At 72.8% G+C, this 20,662-nt stretch carries 15 protein-coding genes; 7 read left to right on the forward strand and 8 right to left on the reverse strand.

Going from position 1 to position 20,662, the window contains the following annotated elements; translation table 11 throughout:
- Positions 1-75: 75 nt before the first annotated feature.
- Entirely contained in the window at positions 76-2,922 is a 2,847-nt protein-coding gene (locus ACZ5CZ_RS10570; RefSeq protein WP_468941231.1) for a lectin, read from the reverse strand.
- A 586-nt stretch (positions 2,923-3,508) separates the two neighbouring features.
- On the opposite strand from ACZ5CZ_RS10570, the gene ACZ5CZ_RS10575 reads away from it, so the two are divergent.
- Together ACZ5CZ_RS10575 and ACZ5CZ_RS10580 are read left to right on the forward strand one after the other, a co-directional pair.
- Complete coding sequence (locus ACZ5CZ_RS10575; RefSeq protein WP_468941234.1) at positions 3,509-4,210, forward strand: TNT domain-containing protein; 702 nt, start codon at positions 3,509-3,511, stop codon at positions 4,208-4,210.
- Between the two features lie 30 nt (positions 4,211-4,240).
- On the forward strand, positions 4,241-4,420 hold the full coding sequence (locus tag ACZ5CZ_RS10580) for a hypothetical protein (RefSeq protein ID WP_468941236.1): 180 nt from the start codon (positions 4,241-4,243) through the stop codon (positions 4,418-4,420).
- A 480-nt stretch (positions 4,421-4,900) separates the two neighbouring features.
- Here ACZ5CZ_RS10580 and ACZ5CZ_RS10585 read toward each other — a convergent pair whose 3' ends face one another.
- Positions 4,901-6,547 carry an APC family permease gene (locus tag ACZ5CZ_RS10585; protein WP_468941239.1) on the reverse strand — a complete coding sequence of 549 codons (1,647 nt, stop codon included), beginning with the start codon at positions 6,545-6,547 and terminating at the stop codon, positions 4,901-4,903.
- Positions 6,548-6,638: 91 nt separating this feature from the next.
- Positions 6,639-7,730 (reverse strand): hypothetical protein, encoded by a 1,092-nt coding sequence (locus tag ACZ5CZ_RS10590; protein WP_468941242.1) that lies wholly within the window; start codon positions 7,728-7,730, stop codon positions 6,639-6,641.
- Positions 7,731-8,124: 394 nt separating this feature from the next.
- Here ACZ5CZ_RS10590 and ACZ5CZ_RS10595 point away from each other — a divergent pair, with 394 nt between their 5' ends.
- A complete protein-coding gene (locus tag ACZ5CZ_RS10595; protein WP_468941245.1) occupies positions 8,125-9,618 on the forward strand; it encodes a long-chain-fatty-acid--CoA ligase in 1,494 nt (497 codons plus the stop codon).
- Positions 9,619-9,678: 60 nt separating this feature from the next.
- Here the strand turns inward: ACZ5CZ_RS10595 and ACZ5CZ_RS10600 are convergent, their stop codons facing one another.
- Positions 9,679-9,876, reverse strand: a complete 198-nt coding sequence (locus tag ACZ5CZ_RS10600; protein WP_468941247.1) for a hypothetical protein — start codon at positions 9,874-9,876, stop codon at positions 9,679-9,681.
- Between the two features lie 335 nt (positions 9,877-10,211).
- On the opposite strand from ACZ5CZ_RS10600, the gene ACZ5CZ_RS10605 reads away from it, so the two are divergent.
- The 3 genes from ACZ5CZ_RS10605 (at position 10,212) to ACZ5CZ_RS10615 (ending at position 13,422) form a co-directional block, all read left to right on the forward strand.
- Positions 10,212-11,438 (forward strand): PP2C family protein-serine/threonine phosphatase, encoded by a 1,227-nt coding sequence (locus ACZ5CZ_RS10605; protein ID WP_385842797.1) that lies wholly within the window; start codon positions 10,212-10,214, stop codon positions 11,436-11,438.
- Between the two features lie 76 nt (positions 11,439-11,514).
- Entirely contained in the window at positions 11,515-11,976 is a 462-nt protein-coding gene (locus tag ACZ5CZ_RS10610) for a CBS domain-containing protein (protein ID WP_467541787.1), read from the forward strand.
- 147 nt (positions 11,977-12,123) lie between these two features.
- A complete protein-coding gene (locus tag ACZ5CZ_RS10615; protein ID WP_468941250.1) occupies positions 12,124-13,422 on the forward strand; it encodes an ArsB/NhaD family transporter in 1,299 nt (432 codons plus the stop codon).
- Here ACZ5CZ_RS10615 and ACZ5CZ_RS10620 read toward each other — a convergent pair.
- The 4 genes from ACZ5CZ_RS10620 to ACZ5CZ_RS10635 all read right to left on the reverse strand — a co-directional run bounded on the left by ACZ5CZ_RS10620 (position 13,419) and on the right by ACZ5CZ_RS10635 (position 18,997).
- On the reverse strand, positions 13,419-15,161 hold the full coding sequence (locus ACZ5CZ_RS10620) for a TIGR03767 family metallophosphoesterase (RefSeq protein ID WP_468941254.1): 1,743 nt from the start codon (positions 15,159-15,161) through the stop codon (positions 13,419-13,421). The genes ACZ5CZ_RS10615 and ACZ5CZ_RS10620 overlap by 4 nt on opposite strands.
- A 153-nt stretch (positions 15,162-15,314) precedes the next feature.
- Positions 15,315-16,901 carry an MFS transporter gene (locus tag ACZ5CZ_RS10625; protein ID WP_468941258.1) on the reverse strand — a complete coding sequence of 529 codons (1,587 nt, stop codon included), beginning with the start codon at positions 16,899-16,901 and terminating at the stop codon, positions 15,315-15,317.
- A gap of 211 nt (positions 16,902-17,112) precedes the next feature.
- Positions 17,113-17,586, reverse strand: a complete 474-nt coding sequence (locus ACZ5CZ_RS10630) for a MarR family winged helix-turn-helix transcriptional regulator (RefSeq protein WP_468941261.1) — start codon at positions 17,584-17,586, stop codon at positions 17,113-17,115.
- Positions 17,587-17,653: 67 nt separating this feature from the next.
- Positions 17,654-18,997: a hypothetical protein gene (locus ACZ5CZ_RS10635; RefSeq protein ID WP_468941264.1), complete on the reverse strand. Its 1,344-nt coding sequence runs from the start codon at positions 18,995-18,997 to the stop codon at positions 17,654-17,656.
- A gap of 113 nt (positions 18,998-19,110) precedes the next feature.
- Here ACZ5CZ_RS10635 and ACZ5CZ_RS10640 point away from each other — a divergent pair, with 113 nt between their 5' ends.
- On the forward strand, positions 19,111-20,439 hold the full coding sequence (locus tag ACZ5CZ_RS10640) for a molybdopterin-dependent oxidoreductase (protein ID WP_468941267.1): 1,329 nt from the start codon (positions 19,111-19,113) through the stop codon (positions 20,437-20,439).
- The last annotated feature ends 223 nt before the right edge of the window (positions 20,440-20,662 follow it).

Genomic DNA, 20,662 nt, shown 5'->3' on the forward strand with positions numbered 1-20,662 from the left:
GGCATAACGTCGACGGCGAGCCCCGGTCCGCCTCCCCGCGCCCGGGGCCTTTCGCACCACCGCCGTCCGGACCGGTCAGCCGGAGCCGAAGCCGAGCGCGAAGATGTGCAGGCCGCCCGCGGTGACATCGGACGGCAGGCGCACACTGCGGACCGTCCTGCCCGGGGCCAGGGTCACCGGGGCCGTGGCGAAGACATAGGCCCTGGCCGGGTCGGGTGCCGAGCCCGCGTGGTTGCGGTGTCCGGTGGTCACCGCGACGGTGTCGCCGGGCAGCGGTGTCGCGGTGCCGGCGTTGAGGGTCCAGTCGGAGAAGGCGACGGGGACCTGCTGGGTGGTGCCGTCCGTGTAGGTGACGAGGGCCGTGCCGGAGGACGGGCCGTTGTTGGCGGCGCCCAGGAAGGACAGCGTGCCGGAGCCGGAGACCTGCACGGTCTGTCCGTTCGCCTCGTAGTTGTCCGGCGTGGCGGGCGCGACGCCGGGCCAGGTGAACGAGACACCGGCGGCGGTGATCCGGGATCCCGGGGTGAGGCCCGCGGCGGCCAGGGCCTCGGCGGAGTAGCTGTACCCGGCCCCGTCGAAGTTCGCCGTGTCCGCCGCCGCGTCGGCGGAGGTCCCGATGTCGGTGTAGGTGGGGTTCCCGGGGTAGGAGGGCGGGGCGGCCGAGCCGTCCGCCGCCCAGGCCGGGTTGGCGGTGGTGCCGAGGTCGAAGGCGAGCGTGCCGCCGCCGGTGAGCGCGCCGACCGGCAGGTACGCCTTGTTCCAGGCCTTGCCCTGCCAGGTGGCCGACTGCACATAGGGTGCGTCGTCGGCGGCGTGCGCGCCGTCGACCGTGAGGGTGCGGCCGGACGGCAGGGTGAGCACGGCGCGCGGGAAGAGCGGGCTGCCCAGCGCCAGATCGGCGGTGCCGGGTGTCTCCGGGTACATGCCGAGCGCGGACCACACGAACCAGGAACTCATCTCGCCCAGATCGTCGTTGCCGGCGAGCCCGTCCGGGCCGTCGGTCCAGATCTGGTCCTGCACCTGCCGCACGACCTGCTGGGTGCGGTAGGGGCGGCCGATGTAGTCGTACTCCCAGGGGATGTCCAGGCTCGGTTCGTTGCCCAGATTGGTGTGGCCGCCGGCCCCGGTCAGCGAGGACAGGTCGGTGTCCAGGAACGCGGCCGTCGCCTGGTCGCCGCCCAGGGCGGTGGCCAGCCCGTGCAGGTTGAAGGGCACCATCGGCGTGTACTGCCAGGAGTCGCCCTCGACGAAGTACTTGCCCGAGGTGGGGGAGAAACCCGCGGTCCACCGGCCGGAGGTGTCACGCGGCTGGACGAAGCCGCTGCCGAAGTGGAACAGGTTCTGCCAGTGCTGGGCCCGGTCGGCGAACCGGCGCTGGTCGGCGCGGTCGCCGAGGGCTCCGGCGAAGGCGGAGACGGCGAAGTCGGCGGAGTCGTACTCGAGTGTGGTGGCGGCGGCTCCGTAGAAGTTGCAGCAGCCGTATCTGCCGTTGGCGGGCAGCCAGCCGAGCTGTTCCAGGTAGTTCAGCCCGGGGCGGTTGGCGCCCGCGGTGGTGGCCTCCGTGACCATGGCCCGCAGCGCGGCGGCGGTGTCGAAGTGCCGGGCCCCGAAGGCGTGGTACTCGGCCAGGATCGCGTCCGCCGGGTCGCCGACCATCACATGGGTCTCCCCGTTGTTCTCCGACCACTTGGGCAGCAGACCGGTCTGCCGGAAGTCGTCGACCATCGACTGGGCGGTGTCCGAGGCGATGCCCGGGGCGAGCAGCGCCTCCAGCTGGGCCTGGGAGCGGTAGACGTCCCAGCCCGAGTAGTTGGCGTAGGCGGCGGCGTGGCCCGGGTCGACGGTGTGCACGGTGCCGTCGAAGCCGGGGTAGCGCCGGTTGACGTCACTGATCACGTTCGGGTGGAGCAGCGCGTGGTACAGCGCGGTGTAGAACACCGTCTGCCGGCTGCGCGTGCCGCCCGCGATCCGCACCCGGCCGAGCAGCGCGTTCCAGCTGGTGTGCGCCGCGCGCCGTACGGCGTCGAAGCGCCAGCCGGGGTTCTCCGCGGTGCGGTTGTCCACGGCGTCGGCGACGGAGACGTAGGAGAGACCGACCTTGGCCTGGACGGTCCGCCGGGCGGTGGTGTCGAAGGTGACATAGCCGTCGGTCCCGCTCGCCCGCGGCACGAAGGCGTGCGGGCCGGTGGGAGCGGCGCCGTGCGGGACCGGCTTGTTCGGCGCCTCGGGAGCGTCGGGTGGCGCCTCGGTCCGGGGGGTGGACGGTGTCGCCGCGGCCGTGGGCGTGCCGCTGTCCGCGAACGGCCGGTCGAAGAGCATGTCGAAGTAGACGGTGTAGGAGTTGTGGGTGCCGCAGAAGTTGCCGCTGGTGACCTGGCCGCTCACCTCGCTGTCGCCGACCACCGTGAACCGGGTCTCGGACACGCCGTTCTGGCTGGCCGTCAGCTTGAAGAGGAGGTTCGCCCGGTCCGTGGCGGGAAAGGTGAACCGTGCCATGCCGCTGCGGGTGGTCGCGGTCAGCTCGGTGCCGACGCCGTTGTCCAGCGTCACCGCGTACATGCCAGGGGTGGCGGTCTCCCGGGTGTGCGAGAAACCGGCGGTGGCGCCGGTGTCCACCGCGCCGGTGGTCGGCAGCACCGGGATGTCCCCGGCGGCCCGGCAGCCCGGTCCCGCGATGTGGGTCAGGCTGAACCCGCTGACGGCGGAGTCGCCGTACTCGTAACCGCCGCCGTACGGCCGGTGCGGTGCGGTGTCCGGGCTCCACTGGACCATCCCGAACGGCGTGTCGGCGCCGGGGAAGTCGTCGGCGGCGTGCGAGGTGCCGATGAACGGGTCGACGAGCGAGGCGGGGTCGGCCACCGGCGCGGGCGCGGCCAAGGCCGGCGCGGGGACGGACAGGACGGCCGCCACCAGGGCGCCCACGGCGCACACGGACGGCCATAAGCCTCTGCTGGACCTTCTCGGTCGTGCCATCGTGACCACGTCCCTTCGGCGGACCGGCGCAACGGCTCGAACGGGCCGACGGTGCATGCCCGTTCGACAACGTTGTCCGGTAACAGGCAGTACACCCGGGAACGGTGGCCCCCCACCCCCCTCCTGTCAAGGACCCCCGCCGCCCCCCGGCCCGGAACCGGCCGGGCGGGGGGTTCGTCAGGGACGGTTCACGCTGCGATGCGCAGCCAGGTGTCGCCTGCGCGCAACCACAGGACACCGTCGCGGCCCTGGCCACAGTGCCCGACGACCCGCCCGGGCACCCGCACCCTCCGCCGAAAAGGACGGCGTCAGGGGTGGCTCACGGGCGTACCTCTGTTTGATGCTCGACATGGTGTCCGGACCCCGGCGGTGATTTCCCTCGGCGACTGCCGCACACGGCACTGTTGTTCGGCTGTCCGTGCGTACTTGCACAACCATTCGAGTGGCCACCGATGCCAGCTTACGAAGCGCCCTGAGGATCAACGGGTGCACTGGACGGCGTTCCCAGAGGGGGCCACAGTCAAGGAGACATCGGATGCGCGTACCGCGCAGAATCGTAGGGAGCGCCGTTCTGTCGCTCCTGCTGGCGGGCGTCTCACCGGCCGCCGCCCAAGCCGCGTCCACCCAGAGCAAAAACGGCCTCGCCTGCCCCACCACGCATCGGGAGACCGCGAAGAACACCGCACCGTACCCGCAGCTGGAGGCCTACCACGGCAATGACTGGCGGCTCGGTCCCAAGGTGCTTCCCCGGACCGGCCCCATCGGGAGGATGTTGCGGGGTTACCGTCCGGAGGGCCCCACCTCGCGTTACTGGTTCCTCGGGTGCTACTGGCAGACCAACCCGCAGAAGGACCCGACGCAGCAGATCGGCGGCTGGTGGTACCCGGACAACAACGGGTTCGTGCTCCGCGACGGCCGCCCCGTGGAACATCCGTTGACGCTCCAGAAGGGGCAGCGCATCGACCTCTTCGGCAGGGGGGACTCGGGTCAGTACCTCGCACCACAGGGCACTCCGTATGCCAAGCGTGCGATCCCGCCGAACAACCTCGACGAGTACAACACCGCCGATCCTCCGTTCAACTACCACCTCTACGAGGTCACCGAGGCGTTCACGGTCGAGGCCGGTCCGGCCAGGCCCTGGTTCAACCAGCCCGGGCTCGGCACCCAGTACTTCACGAGCACCGTGGTCGGGGACCTGAAGGCCCAGGGGAAGCTGAAGGAGATCACCGGCACATGACGGCGGACCGGGTCGGCCGTGCGCACCGCGTTGAGCACACGGCCGACCCGGCTCGGTCCACAGGTCGCCGCCGGGGGCATCCCCCGCACCTGTGCTTACGACTCCGTCGACGACACCGCCTACTGGACGGCACTGGCCCTGCGCGTAGAGCAGCCCGTCCTGTCCCGGCCCCGCCCCTCCGCCACGGCCTCCAACCGCCCAGGCCGGTGACCTTCTGCCCCCCTGGCCACCGCCGGACAGCGCAGCGACCCCGGTACGGCCGTGCTCGAAGGCATCCGGCTCCCTCGCACCGACCGGCCGCCCCCGCGCACTGCGGGTGCGGGGCGACGAGCGCCGACGGGTCCGGGTAGAAGACGCAGAATGGCCGGAGGACGGCTTCTTCCAGCTGGACGTGGTCGACTCCCTGGCCGAGAACGCCCGGCGTTCCTCCTGGGACGAGTGGACGAGCATCATCTGCCCGACGCTGGCCGTGCTCGGCCGATCCGGACTCATCACTCCGGACGAGTGCGACAGGATGCTCCGGCAGAGACCCGAGGCGGTGGCGATGAGCATCCCCGGGGCAGGGCACGACCTCCACCTGGAGCAACCCGGCGTCCTGCTGGAGGCGCTTGAACGGTTCCTCCGGGACATCGCCGCATTGCCGCAGGGCCCGGTGTTCCCGAAGGGCGTCGGCAGGGGCACGGACCCCGGTCAGAGGATGTCCTCTTCCTCCGGTACGACGACCTGGTCGATGAGGTGCTGGATCTGTTCGCTCGGCAGTGCGACCGCCAGGGCCCAGTAGTAGATGACCAGACTGAAGACGGCCACCACACCGATGTCCCACCACAGCGGGAACCAGGGGTGCTTGAGCGGGCCGAAGTCGCTGAGGTAGACGATCAGGCCCATGCCGACCAGGTAGACCGGCAGCCACTGGGCCGCGCGCAGGTCGAGCTGGGGGGTGATCGGGTTCATCTTGAACACCCGGTTGGCGACCAGGATGACGTACCCGAGGAGGATGGCGACACCCAGCTTCCAGTCGGTGGTCCAGCCCGACCAGAGGATCAGCAGGTTGGCGACGACGAAGGCGAGCGGCGACATCCAGGCACCGCCGGGCAGCCGGTAGGGGCGGTGGGCGTCCGGCAGCCGGTTGCGGAACACCCCGAAGGACAGCGGGGCACCGGCGTACATCAGCACACTGGCGCTGGTGATCAGCCCGACCAGGGACCGCCAGCTCGGGAACGGCAGGAAGCAGATGCAGCCGATCACGAAGGCGGTGATCAGACCGACCCAGGGGACACCCCGCCGGTTGGTGCTCTCGAAGACGGACGGCACATAGCCGTTGCGGCTCAGGCCGTACGACACCCGGGACGAACCGGTGATGTAGATCAGACCGGTGCCGGCCGGGGAGATGACGGCGTCGAGGTAGAGGATCGTGGCCAGCCAGCCCAGGCTGATCAGGGTGGCGACCTGGGCGAAGGGACCGCTGAGGGCGGTGAACGCGGAGTTCGCCCAGTGGGCGCCGATCTGGGAGGCGGGCAGCGCGGCGAGGAAGATGACCTGCAACAGGATGTAGATCAGGATGCCGAGGAGGATCGAGCCGATCACCGCCCGCGGGATGTCCCGCTTGGGGTTGGCGCTCTCGCCGGCCAGCTGGTCCGCCTGCTCGAACCCCAGCAGCGCGAAGATGATGCCGCTGGTGGAGACCGCGGACAGGATGCCCTTGGCGCCGTACGGGTTGAAGCCGTCCGCCGCGGTGAAGTTGCTCGTGTGGAACTGGGCCACGGCGAACACGAAGATCGTCAGCAGCGGGACGCCGACCTTCCACCAGGTCGCGGCGCTGTTGGTGTTGGCCAGCATCCGGATGCTGAGGAAGTTGACGGCCGTGATGACCGCCATCAGCCCCACCGCCACGGCGATGCCCGGCGGGGTCAGGACGTGTTCGCCGCCCTCCACCTTCTCCCAGCCACTCGCCCACGAGTAGTGCTGGGCGTAGGTGATCATCGCCAGCACCTCGATGGGCGCCACCGTGGCTGCCTGGAGCCAGGAGAACCAGCCGAAGGACGCGCCCGCGGCGCCCCCGAAGGCATAGTGCGGGAAGCGGGCCGTGCCGCCCGACACCGGGTACATCCCGCCGAGTTCGGCGTGCACCAGCGCCAGGATGAGGATCGCGAGTCCGCCGATGGCCCAGGAGATGATGGCGGCGGGGCCCGCGGCGGCCAGGGCACCCTGCGCGCCGAACAGCCACCCCGATCCGATGATCGAGCCTTCCGAGGCCCAGATGAGTCCGATGAAGCCGATCTCGCGCCTGAGCCCTGGGCGATGACTACTGGGACCGGGCGTCTGCTCTGACACGGCCATGGTCCACACCCCCTTAGTAGGGTGATGCTCAGCACCATGGTGACATGGAGTCGTGGACTCGGCTCTCCGTGTGCCGAGCGGGCCGGGCCGGTCAGGGGGAGTGGGACGCGAAGGCCAGGAAGGTGCCGTAGGACAGGGAGACGGCGACGAGGGCCGCGCCCACCAGCCGGAACCGGGCCGGCCGGGTCCGCCGCAGCCGCACCAGTGCCCGGGCCGCCGGGACGAGCAGCGGAAACGCGGGCAGCAGAAACCGCGGCCGGGACTCGAACGGGCCGGAGACCGCCACCACCGGCAGCAGCAGCACCCCGGCATAGACGAGGAGCGCCAGCGGGGCCCGCTCCCGGCAGAGCCGCCAGAACAGGGCGATGCCCGCCACGACGATCACCAGCGCCACGTCGTGCACGACGTCGCCGCCGTGCCAGGGCAGCGACACCAGGAAGCGCAGGGTCCCGGCACCGAGGTCGAGGCGGGTGCCCCACGCGTCCTGCACATGGAAGTACCCGTGCAGCAGATCCCCGGTCCGGTGCCCCACCCACAGTACGTAGCCCGCCCAGCCGAGCGGCGCCACCAGCACCCCGGCCCACAGCTCGGCCGGCACCCGGCCGTCGCGCCGTACGACCTCACGGCCGGCCACCACGATCACCGCCGCGGCCGCCGCGATGCCGTTCGGCCGGGACAGACCCGCGAACCCGGCCAGCACCCCGGCCGCCGCCCAGTGCCGCTGGAACAGCGCGTACAGGCACCACGCGCAGAGGGCGGCGCACAGCGGCTCGGTGTAGGCGAGGCTCAGCACCACCGACTGCGGAAGGACCGCCCACAGCACGACCAGGGCGGCGGCGGTCGAGGGGCCGTACAGGCGGTGGACGAGGGAGTGGACACCGAGCGCCGCCGCCCCGGCGGCACCCCACGCGAGCAGCACGGCTGCCTGTGCCGGGGACAGCGGCAGCAGCGCCGTCACCGCGTGGACGAGCCCCGGATACAGCGGGAAGAAGGCCCAGTCGGTCTGCACCGCGCCGCTCTGCGTGATGTGGAGCCGGGTGCCGTAGCCGTGCGTGGCGATGTGCAGATACCAGACCGAGTCCCAGGAGTGGGCCAGACCCTTCAGCGGTGAGTGGCCCGAGAGCCGGCTCACCAGCGCCACCAGAGCGGCTCCTGCCAGGCGTACGGCCGCGAACACCGCCACCGCCCGAAGGGCACCGGGGGGCCACACCGGCCACCCCTGCTCACTCCCGACGGCGGGACCGGCGTCCCGGCTCCCGGACAACTCACGGCGCTGCGGGGGAAACGTACTCACCCGCCGAACCCTGATCGACCCCACGGGCGGACGCAACGGACCACGCGGTACAGCCCCCTCCGGATCCCGCTCCCGCACCCCCGCACGCCGTTCCACCGCGGGTGCCGCCCCCGACCGGCCGCCGCGACACGGCAGTTCGCGGCCGCCGGACGCACCGGGCGCTGTTCGCGTTCGGCGCACTGTGGGCTCCGCCATATGGACGCCCGTGCCCGCGCACGCCACGATGCCGTGAGCGTTCCGGCGGGGGCCGTGAGCGCCGAGAGCGCGGTAGCGAGGAGTGATCATGGCCAATCTGGCGGAGTTCCTGGTCGAGACGGCCCGACGGCTGCCCGACCGGCCGGCGCTGCTGCTGGGCACGACGGCCATCACCTACGCCGAACTCGACCGGCTGACCGCCCAGGCCGCCACCCTGCTGGAGGCGGAGGGCGTGCGCGCGGGCGACCGGGTCGCGCTGATGCTGCCGAACGTGCCCGAGTTCGTCGTCCTCTACTACGGCGTGCTGCGCGCCGGCGCCATCGTCGTCCCGATGAACCCGCTGCTCAAGGAGCGCGAGACCGAGTTCCACCTGCGGGACTCCGGCGCCGTGCTGCTCCTCGAATGGCACCAGGCGCCCGGCGAGGGCACCGCGGGCGCGGCCGCCGCCGGCGTACGGCACCTCGCGGTCGAACCCGCCGCCCTCGCCGCCGAACTGGCGGCCCGTCAGCCCCGGCCCGAGGTGGCGGACACGGCCGACGACGACATCGCCGTGCTGCTCTACACCTCGGGCACCACCGGCCGCCCCAAGGGCGCCGCGCTCACCCACGCCGGGATCCGCCACAACACCGAGGTCAATGTCACCGACGTCCAGCGGGTGACGGCCGAGGACGTGATCGTCGGCTGTCTGCCGCTGTTCCACATCTTCGGGCAGACCTGCACGATGAACGTCGCCGTCCGCAGCGGCGCGGCGCTCGTCCTCATACCCCGCTTCGACCCGCCGACCGTGCTCGACGCCATCGCCCGCCACCGGGCGACCGTCTTCGAGGGCGTGCCCACCATGTACGCCGCGCTGCTCCAGCACCCCGCCGCGGCCGAGGCCGACGTGTCCAGTCTGCGCCAGTGCATGTCGGGGGGCGCCTCGCTGCCGGTGGAGATCCTGCACGGCTTCGAACGGCGCTTCGGCTGCGTCGTGCTGGAGGGCTTCGGCATGTCCGAGACCAGCCCGGTCGTCACCTTCAACCACCTCGACCGCCCGCGCAAGCCCGGCTCCATCGGCACGCCCATCCGCGACGTCGAGGTACGGCTGCTCGACGACACCGGCCGGGACGTGGCCCCCGGAGAGGTCGGCGAACTGGCCGTACGCGGACCGAACCTGATGAAGGGGTACTGGAACCTGCCCGCGGAGACCGCCGAGGCCGTCCCCGACGGCTGGCTGCGCACCGGCGACCTGGCCCGCCAGGACGAGGACGGCTATCTGTTCATCGTCGACCGGAAGAAGGACCTCATCATCCGCGGCGGCTACAACGTCTACCCGCGCGAGATCGAGGAGGTCCTGCACGAGCACCCCGCCGTCGCCCTCGCCGCCGTCCTCGGTGTGCCGGACGCCCGGCTCGGCGAGGAGGTGGCGGCGGCGGTCGTGCTGCGCCCGGGAGCCCAGGCGGAGCCCGAGGAACTCCGGGAGTTCGTCCGGGAGCGGGTCGCCGCCTACAAGTACCCGCGGCGGATCTGGCTGACCGAGGCGCTGCCGCTGGGCCCGAGCGGCAAGATCCTCAAGCGGGAGATCACGGTCCCGTCCGCCTGACCCCGGCGGGCCGGGCGCGGTGACGGCAGCGGTCGAGAAGCCCGGTGGGTGCGCCCGCGCCTACCGGAACACGGCCCGGGCGTACGGCAGTTCGGTCACCCGCCGGTCCTTCTCGGCGTGCAGGGTGTGCCGGGCGGGCATGCCGCCCGGCGGACGAGCGGGGGTGTCCGCGCCGTCCGCCGCCGGCTTGACCGCAATCCGGCGCGGCGCTCGCCCAGGTCGGACGTCCTGCCGCAGCCGGTGCACCCCGTCCGGCATGCGCACCCGGACGCCGGCCTACTGCCCGGGCCGCGCCGCCGGAAAGGGCCCGCCGTCGGCCGGGCGCAGAAGCCTCCCAGGCATAGGGGAGGGCGCCGCCCCTCGTGCGGCGGCCGCTTCCGGGCGGTGGGCCGTACCCGGGGCCGTCCGGCCCACCGGGAAGACCCGCTGCCGCTCCCCGCGCCCTCGCCGCGCGCTGCCCCCCCCGGCCTCGACATGCGCCCGGTGCCGGAGGCGGCGTACGGTGTGGCCGTGCCCGTCCGTGGGCGCGCGGTGCCGTGCCACCGGGGCGCTGCGTCCCCGCGGCTGCCACTGCGAGGGAGCGGGCCGTGACCGTGAGCGAGGCGCGCATCGACTACCGGGCGGTGTTCGGGGCACTGCCGGGCATGGTCGCGCTGCTCACGCCGGACCTGGTCTACCTGGACGCGAACGAGGACTTCCTGCGCCACTCCGGCCGCGCCCGCGAGGACCTCATCGGCCGCTATCTGTTCGACGTGTTCCCCGACAACCCCGCCGACGCCGGGGCCAGTGGAGCCCGCAACCTGGAGGCGTCGCTGCGCCGGGTGCTGGCCACGGGCGAGCGGGACACCATGGCCCTTCAGCGCTACGACGTCGAGTCGCGGGAGCGCCCCGGCGAGTGGGAGGAGCGGTACTGGAGCCCGATCAACGCACCGGTCCTGGACACCGACGGCCGGGTGATCCTGCTGGTGCACCGGGTGGAGGAGGTCACGGAGCTGCTCCGGGCCCGCGGCCGCGCGGTGGGCGACCGGGCCCGGGTGCTGGAGGCGGAGCTGTACACCAGGTCCCGGGAGCTCCAGGAGGTCAACGAACGCCTGCGCCGGGCCCACGCCCGGGAACGCGAGATCGCCCTCGCCCTCCAGGACGCCATGCTCCCCGCCCCACCGCTGACGGACCACGAGCGGATCGCGGTGCGCTACCGGCCCGCGGTCGGCGCGCTGAACGTGTGTGGCGACTGGTACGACCTGGTCGAGCTGGCCGGTACCTGTATGCAGGCGGCGGTCGGCGACGTCGTCGGGCACGGCCTGGCCGCGGCGTGCGTCATGGGCCAGCTGCGCAGCGCCCTGAGTGCGGCCTCCCGGGTCTCGGCGGGCCCCGCCCAGGCCCTGGACGTACTCGACCTGTACGCCCGCTCGGTCGAGGGCGCCGAGTCCACCACCGTGGTGTCCGTGCACATCGACTGGGACGGCCGCACCCTCACCTACAGCAGCGCCGGTCACCCCCCGCCCGCACTGCTGTGCGCGGACGGCACCGTGGTGTTCCTGGACGAGGCCACCGACCCGCCGCTCGGCGCCCACCCCGACCACGTCCGCCGTCCGCAGGCCGAGCTGGCCTTCGCCGGGGGAGACACCCTGGTGCTGTACACGGACGGGCTGGTCGAACGCCGCGGGGAGGACCTGGAGGCCGGCTTCGCCCGGCTCGCCCGCTCCCTCGCCGCCCACCGCGCGCTCGGACCCGAGGAGCTGGCCGCGGCACTCCTGCTCGACCTGCTCCCGGCCGCCGGCGCCACGGACGACACGGCGCTGCTCGTCATCCGCCTGTAGGCGCACCCGGGACGCCGGCGGCCCGGCCGTGCTGCCGCACAATGGCCGCGGGACACACAGCGGAACGGGAGCCGACGTGCGGGCACGAGACCTGGCAGTGGAGTACGAGACCGTGGGCGTCGACACCGACGCGACCGCCGCGGCACGGCTGATGGCCGAGCACCGGCTGCCGGCCCTGTTGGTCCTGGACGAGCAGGGCGCGCCGCAGGCGGTCCTCCCGGCCTCGCAGATGATCAAGACTCTGGTGCCGGCGTATGTGCTCGACGACCCCACGCTGGCCGCCGTGGTGGACGAACGCCACGCCGACCGGCTGTGCCGGGCGCTGGAGGGCCGTACGGTCCGCGACTGCCTGTCCCGGAGCGTGCCCGCGCCGCCGGTGGCCGAGCCCGACGCGACCGCGCTGGAGGTCGCCGCGCTGATGGCGCGGGTGCGCAGCCCGCTGGTGGCGGTCGTGGACGGGGACGGGGCCGGACGCCGGCTGCTCGGCGTGATCACCGCGTCCCAGCTTCTGGAGCGGCTGCTGCTCGCCGCCTCCTGAACGGACGGCGCGTCAGGGGCTTGTCAAAGACGCATCAAGGACCGGTAAGGTTCGCTCCGGTGTGCCGGGAAGTCTGGTCGGCGAGCAGGGGACAGATGTCTGTTCCACCCCTTGCTCCCCTCAGGCACGAGCAGCAACCGGAGCACTGTGAGCGACTGGCACGGCTGGGCCGCGATCGCCGTCTTCGTCGGCGCGTACGTTCTCATCATCAGCGAGAAGATCCACCGTGTCGCCGTGGCCCTGGGCGGCGCGGGTCTGATGCTCGCGATCGGCGCCACCGACGACGTCTCGGCGTTCTACTCCCAGGAGTCGGGCATCGACTGGAACGTGATCTTCCTGCTGCTCGGCATGATGACGATCGTCGGCGTGCTCAAGAAGACCGGCATGTTCGAGTACCTGGCGATCTGGGCGGTCAAGCGGTCCCACGCCCGGCCCTTCCGGGTCCTCGCGATGCTCGTCGTCCTCACCGCGCTCGCCTCGGCCCTGCTGGACAACGTCACCACCGTGCTGCTGATCGCGCCGGTCACCCTGCTGGTGTGCGAACGCCTCGCGCTGTCCCCGGCGCCGTTCCTCATCGCCGAGGTCATGGCCGCCAACATCGGCGGAACCGCGACCCTGGTCGGCGACCCGCCCAACATCATCATCGGCAGCCGGGCCGGGCTGACCTTCAACGACTTCGTCGTCCACCTGGCCCCGCTCGCCGTCCTGCTGGTGCTCGTGCTGCTCCTGCTGTGCCGGATCATGTTCCGCGGCGCGCTCGGCTACGACGCCGAACGCGCCGCCGAGATCATGGAACTGGAGGAGCGCGAGGCCATCCGGGACCCCCGACTGCTGGTCCAGGGGCTGGCCGTCCTCGCCCTGGTCGTGGCCGGCTTCGTGCTCCACCCGGTGCTGCACTACGAGCCCAGCGTCGTCGCCCTGCTCGGCGCCGGTCTGCTCGTCGCCGTCTCCGCGGTCGACACCAACGACGTCCTCGCCGAGGTGGAGTGGCCCACGCTGGCCTTCTTCGCGGGCCTGTTCGTCATGATCGGCGGGCTGATCGGCACCGGGGTGATCGACGAGGTCTCCCACGGGCTGGCGGACCTGATCGGCGGCAGCCGACAGGGCGGCGCGCTGACCCTGCTCGGCGGCTCGGCGGTGCTGTCCGGCGTCGTGGACAACATCCCGTACGTCGCCACCATGGCGCCGATCACCTCCGGGCTGGTCCACGACATGGGCGGCAGCGGCCACCACGTCCTGTGGTGGGCCCTCACCCTCGGCGCCGACCTGGGCGGCAACGCCACCGCGATCGGCGCCTCGGCCAACGTGGTCGTGCTCGGCATCGCCGAACGCAACCGCCGGCCCATCTCCTTCTGGCAGTTCACCCGGCACGGCCTGATCGTCACCGCCGCGACGGTGACGGTCTCCCTGGCCTATGTGTGGCTGCGCTACTTCGCGCTGACCTAGGACGCCGGCCTGGTCAGCAGCAGTTCGGTGTTGTGGTCGGCGGCCGTGCCGATGCGGGTGGCGGGGGTGGCGTAGGGGTCGTTGCAGGCCAGCTCCCGGTAGAGGGCGGCCAGGCCCGGGTCGGAGGTGTCGGAGAAGTCCGTGCGGTACGGGGCCGCCGACTCGATGAGCGTGGTGAAGAGGGACAGTGTGCCGTCCCGGTTGTCGGCGATCTCGATGATCCGGGCGTGGTGCGGATAGTCCACGTGCGAGGCCGTGTTGATCTCCCAGAAGGCGCGCTCCGGGACGCTGTGGCCGTGCGGGACGATCCGGTTGGTGTGCGTGTGGCCGTTCACCCAGGCCACGACGTTCGGGAAGCGCTGGAGCAGCGCGACCAGCTGGTCGCCGCCGTGCCGGGCCTCGAACGGGCGGTACGGGTCCGGCAGCAGGTTGCCCATCGTCGTGCTGGTGTGATGGCTGAAGACCACCACGAGGCGGCTGTCGGTGCCCCCGGGCACCACCCGGCCGTCGGCGTCGTACCAGTGGCCGCTGTGCGCCTTCAGGACCGACTCCAGCCAGTTCAGCTGTGCGGTGCCGAGTGAACCGTCCGCGAAACCGGCCCGGTTGGTCGTGTCGAGGCTGATCCCGAGGATGCCGTCGGCGAGGTCGAAGGTGTAGTAGAGGCGTCCGCTGTCGGCCGAGTCCCGGGTGAAGCCGTGGCCCACCGGACCGGCACCGGTGTACGCCGGGTTCAGATGGGCCCGCGCGAACTCCGCCGGGGTGAAGGGGTGGCGCCGCTCGTCCGGGGTGACCGTGCGGACCGCGCCGCCGCCGGCCAGCAGCTTGCCCAGCAGCAGCACGGCCTCGGCCGGGTCGTGCAGCATCGCGTCCGCGAGCCGGGCCGCGGTGGCGTCGTCGCACCCCTCCAGCTTGCGGGAACCGGTGTAGAGGTCGTTCAGCAGACCGAGGTCCGGCAGGCTGCCCTCGATGCTGTCGTCGTGGTTGCCGACCGTCGTGTACCAGGGGACACCGAGACCGGGCGCGTCGAACGGCCGGATCGCGCCGTCGAGGAAGCCGGGGATCCGGGGCAGTCCCCGGGCCTTGTACGCGTCCTGGAACGCGGACTCGGGGTTCCAGTACTGTCCGCTGCCGGAGTTCTGCACGCCCTCGTAGCGCGCGGTGTCGCCGCTGTTCGGGACGATCCGGCCGCCGCTCATGACCGTGAGGTACCAGTCGAGTTCGAGCCGCTCGTGGTTGTCGGTGTTGTCCCCGGTCGCCATGACCAGACCGAACGGCAGCCCGGTGTACGGCCCCCGGCGGACCTGGTTGACCCGCTCCACGAGCGAGGACGCGCCGCGCACGGTCAGCGTCTCCTGCGGGCGGTGCGCGCTGTCGTTGAACCGCGCCAGATACTCGAACCGCACCGGTGACTCGGTGTCCGTCAGATGCAGGTCGGTGAACTGCACGAAGGAGGCCAGGCCGGTGCGCCGGTCGTCCCGGCCCGACCCGGCGCCGGCCAGCTCGCCGCGCACCACCAGCGGCCAGCCGGGCCCCGCCGCGAGGCGCCGGTACGCCCCGTCGCCGACCGGCGTCGCGACCTGTTCCAGCGTGGTCCCGGCGACGCTCACCGCACGGGCGGCGGTGGCCGCCAGGGCGCGCTCCCGGGCCAGCGCGCGCCCCGGTGTCAGCACCGGCCACAGCGCGGCACCGGCGGCCGCGGCCGCCCCCAGCACGAAGCCGCGCCGGCTCGTCCCGCTCATGAATCCCCCTCATCCTGGCGCCACTTGACCGCCGGGCCGACTGCTCGGGCGGCCATGCCGGAGCAACCTTACTGACGGGTAGAAGCCTGTCCAGACCCCGCGGCGAAACACGGGGCAAACAGGAGTGCGGGGGAGGGGGCCGAGCCGCCGCGCTCAGTGGCCGGCCGGCTCGGGGGCGCGCCGCACGCCGGTCACCGCGAGCAGGGCACCGGCGACGCACAGCACACCGGCGGCCAGCACGGAGGTGTGCACGCCGTTCATGAACGCCTGGTGGCTGCCCTCGGCGACGGCCGCCCCGAGCCGGTCCGGCAGCTCGCCGGAGACCGGGGCGACCCCCATGGCGACGGCGTCCCGCGCCCCGGTCAGGCCCTGGGTCGCACCGGCGGGGACACCGGCGGAGACCAGTTCGCCGGCGAGGGTGGAGCCCACCCGGCTGCCGATGAGCGAGACCAGCACGGAAGTGCCGAGCGCGCCGCCGATCTGAAGGGCCGTCGCCTGGAGACCGCCCGCCACACCGGCGTCCCGGACGGGGGCGTTGCCGACGATCGCGTCGGAGGAGGACGACATCACCATGCCCACACCGAGGCCGAGCGCGACGAACGGCGGCCACAGCGTGGTGTAGGAGGAGTGCGCGCTCCAGCCGAGCATGGTGAAGCAGGCGGCGGCCTGGAGGGCCATGCCGAGGGGCATGGTGAGCCGGGGCCCGAACCGGTCGGTCAGCGCCGCGCCGAGCGGGGAGGCCACCACCGAGGCCAGGCTCAGCGGCAGGGTGCGCACCCCGGCCTCGACGGGGGAGAAGCCGCGTACGTTCTGGAGATACAGCATGACGAAGAAGATCACGCCGAGCAGGACGAAGAAGTTCAGCGCGGTGATGAGCGTGCCGATGGCCAGCGCCGGGCTGCGGAACAGACGCATCGGCAGCAGCGGTGCCGCGACACGGGTCTCGTGGACGGCGAAGACCGCCAGGATCACCAGGCCGGCCGCGACGGCGCCCAGGGTGCCGCCCGAGGTCCAGCCCCACGCCTCGCCCTTGACGACGCCGAACACGAGAGCGAGCAGCCCGAGGGCCAGCAGCACGACGCCGGTGATGTCGAACTTCTCGTGTGCGGCTGCGGTGTTCCTGCTCTGCGGCAGCACGGCGCCGCTGAAGACGAGCGCGACGACGCCGATGGGGGCGTTGACGAAGAAGACGGACTCCCAGTCGACGTGCTGCACGAGCAGACCGCCGACGATGGGGCCGAGGGCGGTGGAGACGGAGGAGACCATGGCCCAGATGCCGACCGCCATGCCGAACTTCTTCGGCGGGAACACCGCCCGCAGCATGCCGAGGGTGTTCGGCATCAGCAGGGCGCCGAAGAAGCCCTGGACGGCGCGGAAGACGATGACGCCCGTGATGGATCCGGACAGCCCGATGGCCACGGACGCCACGGTGAACCCGGCGACGCCGGTCAGGTACAAGGTGCGGCGCCCGAACCGGTCGCCGAGCTTGCCGCCGAGGATCAGGGCGGCGGCGAGGGCCAGCAGATAGGCGTTGGTCACCCATTGCAGATCGGCGGTGGACGCGTGCAGGTCCCGGCCGATCTCGGGGTTCGCGATCGAGACGACCGAGCCGTCGAGGCCGACCATGAACAGGCCGAAGGCGACGGCGACGAGGGTCAGCCAGGGGTTGGCCCGCCGACCGCGGGGCTGGTTCGCGGTCGCCGCGGGGGTCGGCGAGGCGGAGGAGGTGACGGAGTGCATGTCTGTCTTTCGTGGGTCGGGCGAGAACGACGGACGGGCGGGGCCCGCCCGGGGAACGCCGAGGCGTGGAGAGGCGGCCGGCCGAGGAATGGCCGGGCAACGCCGAGGCGGCCGGCCGAGGAGCGGCCGGGCCGGGGCGCGGGAAACGGCGCCGTGGGGAGGCAGCGCGCGGACGAGCGCACGACGCCCCGGCGGGGCCCCGTGTGCCGGCTCAGACGGCGCGGCTGTGCAGATTCCGCTCGAGCGAGGCGAGTGCGCCCAGGGCGGAGCCGAGGGCGTCCTGTTCGCCGTCGGTCAGAGCGTGCAGCGCTCGTACGACATGGGCGCCCATGAGGTCCTTGACCTCGGCGATGCGGTGCCGGGCCAGCGGCGTGAGGTGCAGATGGGCGACGCGCTTGTCGGCGGGGTCCGGCCGCCGCTCCAGCAGCCCCTGCTCGGTCAGCTGCGTGACCAGGGCGCTGACGTTGTTCGGCTTCATCAGCAGGGCCTCGGCCGCGACGCGCACGGTGACCCCTTCGTGGGTCTCCACGTGCCGTAGCAGCGCGAGCTGCGCCTCCGAGGGCTTGGGGTGCGGATGGTCCAGGTCGACCTGGCGCTCGATGGCCCGGGCCAGCGCGGGCAGGCACGCCACCAGGCTCGACGCCATGGCGGCGAGGTCCTGGGCGGACGCGCTGGGCTGGGACATGCGCCGACCATAAGTACGCCGATATACCTATGTCAACATAGGTAAAGAGGCCGGGGTCGGCCTGGCCTCACCAGCCCGTCAGCAGCAGATGGTTGATCAGCAGCGCGAGCACGGCCTGGGCGGTGAGCCAGCCGCGCCGGTGGGTCAGGAGCGCGCACGCCGGGAGCAGCCACAGTGCGAAGGGCAGCCAGATCCGTTCCGTCTCCGCCTTGCTCATGCCCGACAGGTCGGCGATCAGCAGGGCGAGCAGACCGGCGCAGACCAGGAGCGCGAGGCGGGTCTGCGCCCCGTCCGGGCCGGCCCCGGTGCCCTCGCGCCGGAGCAGGACGGCACCGGTGCGCCGTAGCCCCGCCGCCGTGGCCGGGCCGGTGAGGATCGCCGTGCAGGCGAGGTTGGCCCACACCCAGTAGCCGTACGGGCGCGTGCCGCCGACGCCCTGGTAGTAGCGGGTGATCAGCAGGTGGTAGCCGTCCCACCAGGCGAAGCCCGCGAGCGTGAACACCAGCGGGAACACCGCCAGTCCGGCGAGCAGCGCCGGCAGCAGCACCCGACGGCGGCGCAGCCCGTGCCGGGCCAGTACCAGCACCGCCGCGCCGAGCAGCGCGAACAGCGTCAGGCCGTACGAGAGATAGCAGGTCAGCCCGAACAGCAGCCCCGACCCCACCGCCGCCCCGAGCGACCCCCGGGTCAGTGCGAGCGCGAGCAGTGCCACGGCCCAGGCGGCGACGGCCGCGAAGTACCCGTCGGCCGAGACGCCCTGCCACACCGCGGCCGGCGCCAGCACCAGGAAGGGCGCGGCCCGCCGGGCGAGGCTCTCGCCGGTCAGCGCGCGCAGCGCGACCAGCACCGCCACACAGCCCGTCGCGCCGGCCAGCACACACCAGGTGCCGGCCCAGCCGCCGCCGTGCAGCCCGGCCCGGTCCAGCAGGACGAAGGTGAGCGTGGCGGCCGGGGGATGGCCGGCGACATGGGCGGGCCAGGGGGCGGGGCTGCCGCTGACGATGTGCCGGGTGAAGTCCCGCAGGGCGGCCGGGATGTCGTGGAAGCGGCCGATGACCCGCAGGTACTCCTCACGGGTGGTCAGCCGGCCGGCCACGCCCCGCTGCCAGCCGTCGACCAGTGCCAGGGACAGGATCCAGGCGGTGGCGCTCGCCCAGGCGGCGGCGAGCAGCGTCCGCCAGGGCAGCCGGTCGGCGAGGGCGGGGCCGTACACGACGACGGCCGCGGCCACGGCGAGCGCCGCGGGGGTGCCGGGGCCGGCATGCGGGTCCCAGTCGGCGAACAGCGGCGGCCAGTGCACGAACAGGGTGTGCCGGGTGAACTGGATGCGGCGGCCGGCCAGCACGGCGGCCGTCACCAGCGCGACGGCGGCAGCGGCGGCGTACAGGTCGCGGCGCAGGGAGCGAGTCACAGCGGCACGCTAGGCCGAGCGGGCGGCCCGGGGCGCCCGGCCGGGCCGGACGTCAGCGTTTCGTCATCGGTCGCAGCCGCCGGAAGCGGGGTCCCCCGGCCTACGGTCGGCCTATGCGCGACCATCCCCGGCTTCCCACCTCTCCCGGTTTCTGGCGCAGTCCGCTGCGCGGCACCTGGTTCACCTCCGTGCTCGGCCTCGTCCTGCTGGCCGGCATCACGGTGCTGTTCCTGACCGGCCTGGTGTCCTACGCCGCCTACAACCCGGGCCTGTCCCCGGTCAACGACACCACCCCGGACAAGGGGCTCCTCGGCTTCTACCTCTTCCCCTGGCCGACCGGCCCGGTGTGGCTGTACCGCTTCACCCAGGGCCTCCATGTCACGCTCGGCATCACCCTGGTCCCCGTGCTGCTGGCCAAGCTGTGGTCGGTCGTGCCGAGGCTGTTCGCCCTGCCGCCGGCCCGCTCGGTCACCCACGCCCTGGAGCGGCTCTCGCTGGTGCTGCTGGTCGGCGGCGGGCTGTTCGAGTTCACCACCGGGGTGCTCAACGTCCAGCTGGACTACGTCTTCCCGGGCTCCTTCTATCCGCTGCACTTCTACGGCGCCTGGGTCTTCTTCGCCGCGTTCGTGGCCCACGTCGTGCTGAAGGCACCGGCCGCCGTGCGAGCCGTACGGCGGCGGTCGCCCGAGCCCGAGGACGCCGCCCCGGTCTCCCCGCAGCCCGGGGAGACCGCCCCGGCTTCTGCGTCGCCAGGGGAGACCGAGCCGGCCTCCTGGCCGCCCCCGGAGACCGACCTCGCCTCCCCGCGTCCCGCCCCGCCCACCGTCTCCCGGCGCGGCGCCCTGGGCCTGGTCGGCGGCGGCTCGCTGCTGCTGTTCCTGACCACGGTCGGGCAGAGCCTGGGCGGCCCCTTCCGCCGTACGGCCCTGCTCGCGCCGCACGGCACGGCCGACCCCGGCGGCGGCCCGAACGGCTTCCAGATCAACAAGACGGCCGCGTACGCCGGGATCACCCCGGCCGACACCCACCAGGACGCCTGGCGGCTCGTGGTCACCGGCCGCACCGGCACCGTCCGGCTCAGCCGCGCCGACCTGCTCCGAATGCCCCAACACAGCTCCTCGTTGCCCATCGCCTGCGTGGAGGGCTGGTCCACCGCCGACCAGTGGTGGCGCGGGGTGCGGCTGCGGGACCTCGCGGCGCTCGTCGGCTACCAGGACGCGGCGCCGGACGTGCTCGTCACGTCCCTGCAACGGCACGGCGCCTTCCGCCGGGCGGCGCTGCGCGCCAACCAGGTGGCCGACGGACGCTCCCTGCTCGCCCTTCAGGTCAACGGCGAGGATCTGTCCCCCGACCACGGCTACCCGGCGCGGATCATCGTCCCCGCCGCACCCGGTGTGCTCAACACCAAGTGGGTGGCCCGACTGACCTTCGGAGACCTGTGATGCCGCGTCGCCTCCCGCTCGGCAGCCCCTTCCAACTGCTGCTGCTCCTCTGCTCGTTCGCGCTGGCCGGATATGCGGGGGTACGGCTGCTGTCCGGTGACTGGTTCGGCGTCGCGCTGTGGATCGTGGGCGCGGCCCTGCTGCACGATCTGGTGCTGCTGCCGCTGTACGCGCTGGCGGACCGGACGGCCGTGGGCGCGCTCGAAGCGGCCGGACGGCGCGA

The sequence above is a fragment of the Streptomyces sp. NPDC031418 genome, assembly GCF_055581605.1.

What these genes read in the sequence shown, in the direction of transcription:
- ACZ5CZ_RS10575 (WP_468941234.1), top strand. Translation starts at nt 3,509, where the DNA reads ATGCGCGTACCGCGCAGAATCGTAGGGAGCGCCGTTCTGTCGCTCCTG.
- ACZ5CZ_RS10585 (WP_468941239.1), bottom strand. Translation starts at nt 6,547, where the DNA reads ATGGCCGTGTCAGAGCAGACGCCCGGTCCCAGTAGTCATCGCCCAGGG.
- ACZ5CZ_RS10595 (WP_468941245.1), top strand. Translation starts at nt 8,125, where the DNA reads ATGGCCAATCTGGCGGAGTTCCTGGTCGAGACGGCCCGACGGCTGCCC.
- ACZ5CZ_RS10600 (WP_468941247.1), bottom strand. Translation starts at nt 9,876, where the DNA reads ATGCCGGACGGGGTGCACCGGCTGCGGCAGGACGTCCGACCTGGGCGA.
- ACZ5CZ_RS10620 (WP_468941254.1), bottom strand. Translation starts at nt 15,161, where the DNA reads ATGAGCGGGACGAGCCGGCGCGGCTTCGTGCTGGGGGCGGCCGCGGCC.
- ACZ5CZ_RS10625 (WP_468941258.1), bottom strand. Translation starts at nt 16,901, where the DNA reads ATGCACTCCGTCACCTCCTCCGCCTCGCCGACCCCCGCGGCGACCGCG.
- ACZ5CZ_RS10630 (WP_468941261.1), bottom strand. Translation starts at nt 17,586, where the DNA reads ATGTCCCAGCCCAGCGCGTCCGCCCAGGACCTCGCCGCCATGGCGTCG.
- ACZ5CZ_RS10640 (WP_468941267.1), top strand. Translation starts at nt 19,111, where the DNA reads ATGCGCGACCATCCCCGGCTTCCCACCTCTCCCGGTTTCTGGCGCAGT.